This window comes from Nocardioides ganghwensis (assembly GCF_014779655.1).
Taxonomy (GTDB): domain Bacteria; phylum Actinomycetota; class Actinomycetes; order Propionibacteriales; family Nocardioidaceae; genus Nocardioides; species Nocardioides ganghwensis.
Map to the genome: position 1 here is coordinate 166,826 of NZ_JACXYX010000009.1, position 11,702 is coordinate 178,527.

At 72.2% G+C, this 11,702-nt stretch carries 11 protein-coding genes and 1 tRNA gene; 7 read left to right on the plus strand and 5 right to left on the minus strand.

Annotated features, from left to right (window positions below; all coding sequences use genetic code 11):
- Positions 1-118: 118 nt before the first annotated feature.
- On the plus strand, positions 119-2,842 hold the full coding sequence (gene topA / locus IEZ24_RS12780; protein ID WP_129454230.1) for a type I DNA topoisomerase: 2,724 nt from the start codon (positions 119-121) through the stop codon (positions 2,840-2,842).
- 17 nt (positions 2,843-2,859) lie between these two features.
- On the opposite strand, the gene IEZ24_RS12785 is transcribed toward topA, so the two are convergent.
- A complete protein-coding gene (locus tag IEZ24_RS12785; protein ID WP_129454231.1) occupies positions 2,860-3,765 on the minus strand; it encodes a GNAT family N-acetyltransferase in 906 nt (301 codons plus the stop codon).
- Between the two features lie 94 nt (positions 3,766-3,859).
- On the opposite strand from IEZ24_RS12785, the gene tmk reads away from it, so the two are divergent.
- From tmk to IEZ24_RS12805, 4 genes are read left to right on the plus strand one after another with little or no spacing between them, the layout of a single operon-like run.
- On the plus strand, positions 3,860-4,498 hold the full coding sequence (gene tmk / locus IEZ24_RS12790) for a dTMP kinase (protein WP_242498419.1): 639 nt from the start codon (positions 3,860-3,862) through the stop codon (positions 4,496-4,498).
- Entirely contained in the window at positions 4,495-5,679 is a 1,185-nt protein-coding gene (locus IEZ24_RS12795) for a DNA polymerase III subunit delta' (protein ID WP_129454233.1), read from the plus strand. Before tmk ends, IEZ24_RS12795 begins: the two co-directional genes overlap by 4 nt.
- On the plus strand, positions 5,679-7,235 hold the full coding sequence (locus IEZ24_RS12800) for an alpha/beta hydrolase (protein WP_129454234.1): 1,557 nt from the start codon (positions 5,679-5,681) through the stop codon (positions 7,233-7,235). Before IEZ24_RS12795 ends, IEZ24_RS12800 begins: the two co-directional genes overlap by 1 nt.
- A gap of 59 nt (positions 7,236-7,294) precedes the next feature.
- A complete protein-coding gene (locus IEZ24_RS12805) occupies positions 7,295-7,501 on the plus strand; it encodes a DUF6767 domain-containing protein (RefSeq protein ID WP_129454235.1) in 207 nt (68 codons plus the stop codon).
- Positions 7,502-7,536: 35 nt separating this feature from the next.
- On the opposite strand, the gene IEZ24_RS12810 is transcribed toward IEZ24_RS12805, so the two are convergent.
- Positions 7,537-7,980: an OsmC family peroxiredoxin gene (locus tag IEZ24_RS12810; RefSeq protein WP_129454236.1), complete on the minus strand. Its 444-nt coding sequence runs from the start codon at positions 7,978-7,980 to the stop codon at positions 7,537-7,539.
- 137 nt (positions 7,981-8,117) lie between these two features.
- Between IEZ24_RS12810 and IEZ24_RS12815 the strand changes: the two genes are divergently transcribed.
- A tRNA-Thr gene (locus IEZ24_RS12815) sits at positions 8,118-8,190 on the plus strand.
- Here IEZ24_RS12815 and IEZ24_RS22555 read toward each other — a convergent pair.
- The 3 genes from IEZ24_RS22555 to IEZ24_RS12830 are packed head-to-tail and all read right to left on the minus strand — an operon-like array spanning position 8,146 to position 11,186.
- Positions 8,146-8,655 carry a GtrA family protein gene (locus IEZ24_RS22555; protein WP_129454290.1) on the minus strand — a complete coding sequence of 170 codons (510 nt, stop codon included), beginning with the start codon at positions 8,653-8,655 and terminating at the stop codon, positions 8,146-8,148. The two genes, IEZ24_RS12815 and IEZ24_RS22555, sit on opposite strands and share 45 nt — an antisense overlap.
- A gap of 27 nt (positions 8,656-8,682) precedes the next feature.
- The gene (locus IEZ24_RS12825; protein WP_129454237.1) at positions 8,683-10,299 is read right to left on the minus strand and encodes an ABC transporter permease; all 1,617 of its coding nucleotides are present in this window, start codon (positions 10,297-10,299) and stop codon (positions 8,683-8,685) included.
- Entirely contained in the window at positions 10,296-11,186 is an 891-nt protein-coding gene (locus IEZ24_RS12830) for an ABC transporter ATP-binding protein (protein ID WP_129454238.1), read from the minus strand. The genes IEZ24_RS12825 and IEZ24_RS12830 overlap by 4 nt, the downstream gene beginning before the upstream one ends.
- A gap of 54 nt (positions 11,187-11,240) precedes the next feature.
- Between IEZ24_RS12830 and IEZ24_RS12835 the strand changes: the two genes are divergently transcribed.
- Entirely contained in the window at positions 11,241-11,702 is a 462-nt protein-coding gene (locus tag IEZ24_RS12835) for a GbsR/MarR family transcriptional regulator (protein WP_129454239.1), read from the plus strand.

Sequence of the window (11,702 nt, forward strand, 5' to 3'; positions counted from 1 at the left end):
GCGTGGGGCCCGATCCGTGCCGGGGGCGGTCGGGAGGGGAGGCTGTGGACGGCGCGGAGTGGCGATATCGGGATGTGGCGCTACCGTTGCGGCGCTGAGCACCATCGCAGCGCACACCATGAGGGAGCAAACAGAAGTGGCAAAGCTCGTCATCGTCGAGTCCCCGGCCAAGGCCCGCACCATCGGCGGCTACCTGGGCTCGGACTACGTCGTCGAGTCCTCGATCGGTCACATCCGCGACCTGCCCAACAACGCCGCGGACACCCCGGCCAAGATCAAGGACAAGCCCTGGGGTCGGCTGGCCGTCGACGTCGACAACGGCTTCGAGCCCTACTACGTCGTGCCCCGCGACAAGAAGAGCCACATCGCCAAGCTCAAGAAGCTGGTCAAGGAGGCCGACGCCCTCTACCTCGCCACCGATGAGGACCGCGAGGGCGAGGCGATCGCCTGGCACCTCCTCGACGAGCTCAAGCCGCCGAAGGGCCTGCCGGTCCACCGGATGGTCTTCCACGAGATCACCAAGCCCGCCATCCTCGCCGCGGTCGAGAACCCGCGCCAGATCAACGACGACCTCGTCGAGGCCCAGGAGGCGCGCCGCATCCTCGACCGCCTCTACGGCTACGAGGTCTCGCCGGTGCTGTGGAAGAAGGTCATGTCCGGCCTGTCCGCCGGCCGCGTGCAGTCGGTGGCGACCCGGCTGGTCGTCGACCGCGAGCGCGAGCGGATGAAGTTCCGCGTCGCCTCCTACTGGGACCTCGACGCCACCTTCGACGCCGGCACCGGCCACGACCCGCGGATGTTCCCCGCCAAGCTCCACTCCATCGACGACGTCCGCGTGGCGCGCGGCTCCGACTTCGACAACACCGGCGAGCTGAAGGGCAAGGCCGAGCGGGTCCACCTGTCCCGCGCCGACGCCGAGGCGCTGGCGTCCGGGCTGGCGGAGGCGACGTACGACGTGCGCTCGGTGGAGTCCAAGCCCTACCGCCGCTCCCCGTACGCCCCCTTCCGCACCACCACGCTGCAGCAGGAGGCCAGCCGCAAGCTCGGCATGAGCGCGAGCGTGACGATGTCGGTCGCGCAGCGGCTCTACGAGAACGGCTTCATCACCTACATGCGTACGGACTCCACGACGCTCTCGGACGCCGCGGTCGGTGCCGCGCGCGACCAGGTGCGCGAGCTGTACGGCGCCGAGTACCTCCCCGACTCGCCTCGCACCTACGCGTCCAAGGTCAAGAACGCCCAGGAGGCGCACGAGGCGATCCGACCGGCCGGCGACACGTTCCGCACGCCTGCGCAGACCGGCCTGTCCGGCGAGCAGTTCCGCCTCTACGAGCTGATCTGGATGCGCACCGTCGCCTCCCAGATGAAGGACGCGGTCGGCAACTCGGTGACGATCCGCCTCGGCGGTGCCGCCGCGGACGGCCGCGACGTGGTCTTCAGCGCGAGCGGGCGCACGATCACCTTCCACGGGTTCCTCAAGGCCTACGTGGAGGACATCGACGACGCGTCCAAGCGTCGCGACGACGCCGAGACCCGCCTGCCCAACCTCACCCAGGGCGCGGCCGTGTCTGCCGCCTCGCTGTCGCCCGAGGGCCACGAGACCAAGCCGCCGTCGCGCTACACCGAGGCCACGCTCATCAAGGAGCTCGAGGAGCGCGAGATCGGGCGCCCGTCGACCTACGCCTCGATCATCGGCACCATCCTCAACCGCGGCTACGTCTACAAGAAGGGCACCGCGCTGGTGCCGGCGTGGCTGGCGTTCTCGGTGGTCCGGCTGCTCGAGGAGCACTTCCCGCGGCAGGTGTCCTACGAGTTCACCGCCTCGATGGAGGACGTGCTCGACGAGATCGCCGGCGGTCGCAAGGACCGCGCCACCGAGCTCGGCGAGTTCTACTACGGCTCCGGCGACGTCGTCGGGCTCAAGACGCTGGTCACCGACCTCGGCGAGATCGACGCCAAGGAGATGGCGACCTTCCCGATCGGGGACGGGATCGACCTGCGGGTCGGCCGCTACGGCCCCTACGTCGAGGGCCCCGGCCCCGACGGCGGCGACGCCGCGCCCGTGCGGGCCAACGTCCCCGACGACCTCCCGCCCGACGAGCTCACCGTCGCCAAGGCCAAGGAGCTGCTGGCGAACCCCGCCGGCGAGGAGCAGGTCGTCGGCAACCACCCCGACACCGGACTGCAGATCGTCGCCAAGAACGGCCGCTTCGGTCCGTATGTCACCGAGGTGCTCCCCGAGGACGCGCCCAAGAGCGCCAAGCCGCGCACCGGGTCGCTCTTCAAGTCGATGACCCTCGACACGGTCACGCTCGAGCAGGCGGTCAAGCTGCTCGACCTGCCCCGCATCGTCGGCACCGACGAGGACGGCACCGAGATCACCGCGCAGAACGGTCGCTACGGTCCCTACCTCAAGAAGGGCACCGACTCGCGCTCGCTCACCAGCGAGGACCAGATCTTCGACATCACCCTCGACCAGGCCAAGGCGATCTACGCCCAGCCCAAGCAGCGCGGCCGCGGCGCGGCCACCCCGCCGCTCAAGGAGCTCGGCAACGACCCCGTCTCCGGCCAGCCGGTCATCGTGAAGGCGGGCCGCTTCGGCGAGTACGTCACCGACGGCGAGTACAACGCCACGCTCCGCAAGGACGACACCGTCGAGTCGATCACCCTCGAGCGCGCGGCCGAGCTCCTCGCCGAGCGCCGCGAGCGCGGCCCCGCCAAGAAGGCCGCCAAGAAGGGCGCGAAGAAGGCCCCGGCCAAGAAGGCGGCGGCGAAGAAGACGACCGCGAAGAAGACGACGGCCAAGAAGACCGCTGCGAAGAAGACCGCCAAGAAGGCCTGACCCCTATCCACGGCGGGTCAGAGCGTGACGGCCCGGTTGACCCAGGTGGAGGCGACCTCCATGCCGACCTTCTCGTAGAGCCCGCGGGCGCCCGCGCGGGTGTCGGTGGAGAGGTAGCAGCGGACGGCGCCGTGCTCGCGCGCGCGGCCGAACGCGTCGACGAGCATCGCCGGCGCCAGCCCGCGGCCGCGGTGGTCGGGCCGGACGGCGATGCGGGCGACGTACGCGCCGTCGCCGGACAGGAAGACGTGGGTGGCGCCGACGACCTCGCCGCCGGGGGAGACGAGCAGGCGGAGGTTCCACGGCTCGTAGCCAGGGCGGTCCCAGACGCGGGCGCCGAAGTCCTCGAGGCTCATCCGGTCGCGCTCGGACCACTCGAGGAAGCAGTCCTCGACGAGGGTCCACGCGGCCTCGCGGTCGGCCACCTCGGCGTCACGGATCGCGAACCCGTACGGGAGGGGGCGGGCGTCGACCTCGCGGTCGGGCGGCAGCTCGAGGTCCCAGGCGGTCCAGCGGACCTCGTAGCCGAGGTCGCGCATCAGCCGGTCGGCGGCGCTGCCCTCGGGGACCTGGGTCCCGATCCTCGTGGACCCGGCCGCACGCGCCTTGGCCTGCAGCCAGCCCGCGAGGGCGGTGCCGATCCCGCGGCCCTGGTGGGTCGGCAGCACGGCCGTGTAGGCGACGTCGGTGTCGGAGTGGTCGGCGTACGCCACCAGGTGGCCGTCGTCGAAGACGCCCACGGTGCTGGCGGTGATGTCATAGCTCGGTCGCTGCCAGTCGGCGACGACGTCCTCGAGCGTCATCTCGCTCTCACCGAGGTCGACGACCTCCTCGGCGGCGATCGCGGCGTGGACCGCCTCGGCGTCGGCGAGGGTCAGCGGGCGCGTGGTGAGGCCGGGCGGGAGGCCGTCGATGGTGGTCATGGCGGCAGTCTGCGCGGCCGACCTTGCGATTGGCTTGCGGCCGATGCCCGGCGTACGGCGGTGCCTGTCCCACCCCGCCCGTAGGGTGTGCTGCGTGGACGCAGGCGTGTATTCGGAGTCCGGGCTCTTCGTGTGCTTCGAGGGCGGCGAGGGGGCCGGCAAGTCCACCCAGTCCCGCTTGCTGCACGACTGGCTCGTCGAGCGCGGCGAGACCGTGCTGCTCACCTTCGAGCCCGGCGACACCTCGGTCGGCAAGGAGCTGCGCCGCATCGTCCTCGACCCGGCCACCGGCGACCTCTCCGACCGCACGGAGGCGCTGCTCTACGCCGCCGACAAGGCCGAGCACGTCGACCACGTCGTGCTGCCCGCCCTGCGTCGGGGCGAGGTCGTGATCACCGACCGCTACGTCGACTCGACCCTGGCCTACCAGGGCGCCGGCCGCACCCTCGACGTCGCCGAGGTCGAGGCCGTCGCCCGGTGGGCCACCGGCGACCTGCGCCCGCACCTGACCGTCGTCCTCGACCTCGAGCCGGAGGCGGGGCTGGGCCGCTTCGACGGCCGCGACCGGATCGAGGGCCAGTCGCTGGAGTTCCACCAGCGCGTGCGGCAAGGGTTCCTCGACCTCGCCGCCGCCGACCCCGACCACTACGTCGTCCTCGACGCGCGGGCGCCGATCGCCGAGATCGCCGCGGCCATCCGGGCGCGGGTCGAGCCGATGCTGGGGCGCTCATGACGACGCCGACCACCCAGCCGACCCGCACGGTCTGGTCCGACCTCGTCGGCCAGCGCCCCACCATCGAGGTGCTCCAGCAGGCCGCCGCCGGCCACGGCATGACCCACGCCTGGCTCTTCACCGGGCCGCCCGGGTCGGGTCGCTCCAACGTCGCGCGTGCCTTCGCGGCCGCGCTGCAGTGCGAGACGCGGACGGGCTGCGGCGCGTGCGAGGCGTGCCGGCTCGGCATCAGCGGATCGCACCCCGACATCACCTGGGTGAAGTCCGAGACCTCCGTCCTCTACGTCGACGACATGCGCGACCTGGTGCAGTCGGCGGCGAAGTTCCCCGCGATCGGGCGCTGGCAGATCGTGGTCATCGAGGACGCCGACCGCCTCGGCACCCCGGAGAACCCCCGCACCGGCAACGCCCTGCTCAAGGCGATCGAGGAGCCGACGCCCAAGACCCTCTGGCTGCTGTGCGCGCCGACGGTGCAGGACGTGCTGCCGACGATCCGCTCCCGCTGCCGCACCCTCACGCTCTCGACGCCCGGCACCGACGACGTGGCCGCCTTCCTGCACCGCAACGACGGCATCTCCGAGACGGTGGCCGGCTTCGCCGCGCGCGCCAGCCAGGGCCACATCGGCCGCGCCCGCGCGCTGGCGCTCGACGAGGAGACCCGTACGCGCCGTCGCGAGGTGATCAGCATCCCGGCCCGCCTCACGTCGCTGGGCTCCTGCATGACCGCGGCGACCAACCTCGCCGAGCTCGCCAAGGAGGAGACCGAGGCGATCACCGCCGCCGCCGAGAAGCGCGAGCTCGAGGAGCTCCAGGCGATCTTCGGCAGCGAGCGCAAGGACACCACCAGCCGGTCCTACCGCGCCGCCCTGGGCGGCCTGGAGAAGCTGCAGAAGCAGAAGGCCAAGCGGCGCGTGCTCGACGTCATCGACCGCGCCCTCATGGACCTCGTCTCGGTCTACCGCGACGCCATCGCGCTGTCCGTCGGCGCCCCGGGGATGCTCGTCAACGAGGAGCTGCGCGGCGACGTCGAGCTCGTCGCGCGCGCGGCGTCGCCCGAGGAGCTGCTGCGGATGATCGACGCGATCTTCACCGCCCGCGAGCAGATGCTGGAGTTCAACGTGCCCCCACAGCTGGCCCTCGAGTCCATGACGGTCGCCCTGCGGCTGCCCGGGGGCCGCTGATGCGCCGGGTCGTCGCGGTCGTGGCAGTGCTCGCGCTCGCGCTCACGGCGTTCGTCGCCGTCGGCCTCGCGATCCAGGGTGTGACGCCCGACGAGCCGCGCACCCGTCCGACGCCGTCGCCGACCACGCCGCCGCCCGCGACGGTCACCGAGGCGCCGGACCCGTCGCTCGCCGACCTCTACGCCCAGCGCATCGACTGGCAGCCCTGCGAGACCGACGACGACCACGACTGCGGCCTCCTCACGGTGCCGATCGACTACGCCGAGCCGGAGGGGGAGACCGTCGAGCTGGCGCTCCTGCGGGTCCCGGCGCGGGGGTCGCGCGTCGGCTCCCTCGTGGTCAACCCCGGTGGTCCCGGCGCGCGCGGCACGACGTACGCCGCCGCCGGCAGCCAGGTCTTCCGCGAGCCGCTGCTCGACGGCTTCGACATCGTCGGCTTCGACCCCCGCGGCGTCGGGCGGTCCGCGCCGGTCGACTGCCTCAGCGACGCCGAGCTCGACGCCTACCTCGGTGGCGACCCGACTCCCGACACCGCCGAGGAGCAGGCCGCCTACCGCGCCTCGGTGCTGTCGTTCGGCGAGAAGTGCGTCGCCGGGTCCGGGCCGATCGTCGGTCACGTCACCACCGCCGAGGCCGCGCGCGACATGGACGTGCTGCGCTCGGCGCTGGGGGAGGAGCAGCTGAGCTACTTCGGCGCCTCCTACGGCACCAAGCTCGGGGCGACCTACGCCGAGCTGTTCCCCGACAAGGTCGGCCGCTTCGTCCTCGACGGCGCCGTCGACGTCGGCCTCGACTCGCAGTCGCTCGCGCTCGAGCAGGCCACCGGCTTCGAGACCGCCCTGCGGGCCTACGTCCAGAACTGCCTCGACTCCACCGACAACTGCTTCCTCGGCGACAGCGTCGACGAGGGGCTCGCCACGATCACCGGCCTGCTCGAGGAGATCGAGGACGAGCCGCTCCCCGCGGGCGACCGCGAGCTGACGGTCGGCAACGCGTTCTACGGGATCATCACGCCGCTCTACAACCGTGACTACTGGTTCCTGCTCAGCACCGCGCTGGCCTCCGCCCTGGAGGGCAAGGGCTCGGCGCTGATGGACCTCGCCGACGCGTACGCCTCGCGCAACCCCGACGGCTCCTACGCCGACAACACGATCGAGGCCAACTACTCGATCAACTGCCTCGACGACCCCACGTCGGTGCCGTTCGCCGAGGTGCCGTCGCTGTTCGACGAGTTCGAGGAGGCCTCGCCGACCTTCGGCCGGATCTTCGCCTGGGGCATGACCGGCTGCCGCGGCATCGACGTGGCCTCCAGCGAGGAGCCGCTCGACATCCGCGCCGAGGGCGCCGCGCCGATCCTGGTCCTCGGCACCAGCCGCGACCCCGCCACCCCGCTGAAGTGGGCCCGCGCGCTCTCGGCGCAGCTCGACTCCGGCGTGCTCGTCGAGCGCGACGGCGACGGCCACACGGCCTACAACGCCGGCAACGAGTGCATCGACTCGATCGTCGAGGACTACCTCCTCGACGGCGAGGTGCCGGAGGACGGCACCGCCTGCTGATCGGCTGGCGGGACCTTCGGCCCTGTGGTGGGCGGTCGACCGCTGCCTAGCGTGCAGGCATGGCGTACGTCGACGCGCGCTGCCCGCTGCGGCCGGGTGACATGTGCAGCCTGTGCGTGCCCGGCGCCACCGGCCCGCAGGACTGCCCGACGGTCGCGGAGGTGATGCGCGACCCCGAGCTGCGCGAGCGGCTCGCGGAGCTGCGGCGCGAGGCCGCCGAGGCGCCGGAAGTCCTGTCCCAGCGTCATACGGACCCGCACCCATAGGGGCGGGTCCGTATGACGCTGGAGCGGTCGGGTGCTCAGCCCTCCAGCGCGGCGTCGAGCGTGATCTCGACCCCGGCGAGCGCCTTGCTGATCGGGCAGCCGGCCTTGGCCTTGTCAGCCGCCTCGGAGAAGCCGGCCTCGTCGAGCCCCTCGACCTCGCCCCGCACGGTCAGCGTGATGCCGGTGAGCTTGAAACCGCCGGCCTCCTTGTCGGGGCCGAGCGTCACGTCGGCAGAGACGTCGAGTGCGTGGACCGTCCCGCCGGCCTCGGTCACGAGGTTGGAGAGCGACATCGCGTAGCACGCCGAGTGCGCGGCCGCCACGAGCTCCTCGGGGCTGGTCGTCCCGGCGGCGTCGTCGGCGGCGCGCCTGGGGAAGTCGACGTCGAACGTGCCGGCGCCGGAGCTGGTGAGCTCGACCTTGCCGGATCCGTCCTGCAGGCCGCCGTTCCAGGCAGTGCGTGCGGTGCGAGTGGGCATGGATCCTCCTGGTTGAAAGACGATCGGTCTCCGCGAGACTAGCCAGCCGTCCCACACGTCCCCACCCGTGATTTCGGTCCCGGCCGGGGCGCTCCGTATACTCGCCCGCGGTCCACCGAGCGTGCTCGGCAGGCCACGCCGCCTTAGCTCAGTCGGTAGAGCGAGTCACTCGTAATGACTAGGTCGTCGGTTCGATTCCGACAGGCGGCTCCGACTCCCCCGGGGACCCGAGACCCCGGGGGAGTCTTCTGCGTCCGGTCCGGTCACCATCGCGACCCGGAAGGCAGCGAACCGCACCAACCCGGTGCCGAGGTTGCTCGCGACCAGCACCGCCACCTCCTGCGTCCGTGAGGGGGTGTCGACGCCGGCCTGGAGCAGCCACAGGGAGCCGGCCGTGACAGCGAGGCTGAACGCCAGCAGTCCCAGCCCGAGTGCCTGGTGGTCCACGGTCCGGTCCCACCCGCGTACGCCGAAGGTGACCCTGCGGTGCCCCAGGGTGCCGGCGATGGTGGACAGGACGAGCGCGAGGGCGTTGGCCGGCTGCGCGCTGAGCCCCTCCCGCAGGACGACGTAGAGCAGTCCGTACAGCACGTTGAACGCACCGCCCACGCACGCGAAGACGACCAGCTGGACGAGGATGGCGCGCCACCGCGGCGCGCGTTGGTCTCGACCCATGCGGCGACGCTACCGGCGACCGCCCAGTCAGCCCGCGACCGCGTCCCGCCGCCGGTAGCCCCACAGTCCCGCCGCGACGAGCGCGGCCGTGAGCAGGAGCAGGGAGACGTACGGGACCACCTCGAAGTCGTCGACCGGCACCGCGGCCAGGTGCCAGAACGGCGAGACCGCCTGGACGGCGTCGGGGAGACCGAGGAGCTGGCCGAGGATGACCTGCACGGCGATGAGCGCGACCGCGGCCCACGCCAGCCCGGTCCCGCGGGGGATCAGGCCGTACAGCGCCGCGGCGAGCGCGCCGACGACGAGGACGCCGGGGAGGTAGGCGAGCTGGCCGGCGACCTGGGGGACGACCTGGTCCCACTCGCCGCTGGCGAGGCCGTAGCCGACGGCGAGGCCGAGCCCCATGATCACGGTCAGCTTGGTGGCGGCGACGAGCGCGACACCGGTGGTCGCGGCCATCCAGCTGGTCCTGCTGACCGGGGTCGCGAGGACGACCTCGGCGCGGCCCGCCTCCTCCTCGGAGCGCAGACGCAGCACGGACGAGACGACGAAGCCGCACGCGATGACGGCCATGAACAGGAACATGTAGCCCAGGAAGGCGTCGACGAGCGCGTCCTCGGCGGCCTGGCCCGACGCGCCGACGAAGTCGGCCATCTCCGGGTTTGACGCGATGAGGTCCGGGACAGTGGGGATGACCGCGCCGTACAGCATCCCCAGCAGGAACAGCCCGACGGCCCAGCCGATCAGCAGGCCGCGCTGGATCCTGGTCGCGACCCCGAACGGCGTGCTCAGCAGCCACCCGGCGCGCGCGGGGCCGGGCCGGGTGGTGAGCAGCCCGCCGCCGAAGTCGCGGTGCGCCATCAGCCGGGCCGCCAGGGCCAGCAGGAGCGCGGTGAACCCGAGCAGGAGCCCGGCGGGCCACCAACGCTCGTCGCCGAACGCGTCCATGCCCTGGGCCCAGCCGAAGGGGGAGAGCCAGACGAGCGCGTTGTCCTCCACCGCACCCAGCCCGCGCACCAGGTAGCCGACGGCGACGGCGGCACCGGCCAGGCCGAGCGCACCGCGGGCCGACGTGGACAGCTGGACGGCGACCAGCGTGACGGCGGTGTACGCCACGCCGAGCAGGGCCAGCCCGGTGCCGTAGGTGAGGGTGCCGGCGAGGTCAAGCCCGGCCGCCAGCATCGAGATCGCCGTGATGGCACCGATGAGCAGCGCCGCGGCGAAGCCGTAGGCCAGCCCGGCGAGCGTGGCGGCGTGCCGGCCCAGGACGGTCGAGCGGAGCAGCTCGGCCCGCCCGGACTCCTCCTCGGCGCGGGTGTGCCGCACGACGAGGAACACGACCATCAGGCAGACGCCGAGCTGGGCGACCTGGGAGATCTCGTTGGCCACGATCCCGCCGAGGGTGTCCAGCCCGACCTGGCGTCCGGACATGAGGTAGCTGACCGGGGTGGCACCGACGATCCTGGCGTACCCCGCGATCTTCTCGGGGGTGTCGTAGAGCGGGGGCACGGCCAGCGCGCTGGCGACGATGGTGCCGCCGAGCCCGACCACCCAGACGGGCAGCCGCACCCGGTCGCGCCTCAGGATGAGCCGCAGCAGGTGGCCGACGCCGGTCACCGAGCTGGTTGCTGGGGAGGTGCTCATGCGGGCACGTCTTCGCCGTACTGGCGCAGGAAGAGCTCCTCCAGCGTGGGCGGGTGCGCGGCGAGGGAGCGTACGCCGAGGCCGGCGAGCGCGGTCACCGCCGCGTCGAGGTGGTCGGAGTCGACGTCGAAGGTGACCCTGTTGCCGTGCAGCTCCGGCTCGTGGACTCCCGGCACGGCGGCGATCTGGGTGGCGGGCCGGTCGGTCTCGGCGATCACGGTGGTGCGGGTGAGGTGGCGCAGCTCGGCCAAGGTCCCGGACTGCACGACCCGTCCGGCGCGGATGATGCTGATGCGGTCGGCGAGCGCCTCGGCCTCGGCCAGGATGTGGGAGCTGAGCAGGATGGTCGCGCCCTCGTCCTTGAGCTCGAAGACGGCCTCCTGGAACTCGGCCTCCATCAGCGGGTCGAGCCCGGAGGTGGGCTCGTCGAGCAGGTAGAGGTCGGCCCGGCTGGCGAGCGCGGCCACGAGCGCGACCTTCTGGCGGTTGCCCTTGGAGTAGGTGCGCGCCTTCTTCGTCGGGTCGAGGTCGAACCGCTCGAGCATCTCCCTGCGGCGTGCCTCGTCCAGGCCGCCGCGCATCCGGGCGAGCACGTCGATGACCTCGCCACCGCTCAGGTTCGGCCAGAGGGACACGTCCCCGGGCACGTAGGCCAACCGGCGGTGCAGGGTCGCGGCGTCGTGCCACGGGTCGCCGCCGAGCATGGTCGCCGTGCCGGAGTCGGCCTTGAGCAGGCCGAGGAGGACGCGGATGGTGGTGGACTTGCCAGCGCCGTTGGGGCCGAGGAACCCGTGCACCTCGCCCTGCTCGACCGTCAGGTCGAGGTGGTCGAGCGCGTGGGTGGCACCGAAGGTCTTGACGACGTCGTGCAGCTCGATGACAGACATGTCCCGAGTGTGGCACAACTTTCACAAACTTGTGAAGACTATATAGTGAGCGGTGTGAGCGACCTAGCGCGTGCCGTCGAACGGCTCGGCCAGACCCTGGAGACGATGGGCCTGCAGCGCATGCCCGCCCGCGTCTTCGCCTTCATCCTGGCCGACGACCAGTCCGTCTACACCGCCGCCGAGCTGGCCCAGGGGCTCGACGTGTCCCCGGCTGCGATCTCCGGCGCCGTCAGGTACCTCTCCGACACCCACCTCGTCGTACGCGAGCGCAACCCGGCCGGTCGTGGTGACCTGTTCCGGGTCCGCGACGGTGACATCTGGGGCACCATCCAGGCCGCGCGGCTGCCCGTCCTCGACGTCATCATCGAGTCCGTCCAGGAGGCCGTCGACCTGCTGCCCGAGGGCTCCCCGGGGCGCGAGCGGGTCGAGGAGACCCGCGACTACTTCCGGTTCCTGCAGGAGGACGCCCAGGACCTCGACCGCCGGTGGCGGGAGTGGCGCGCCGCGCACCGGTGA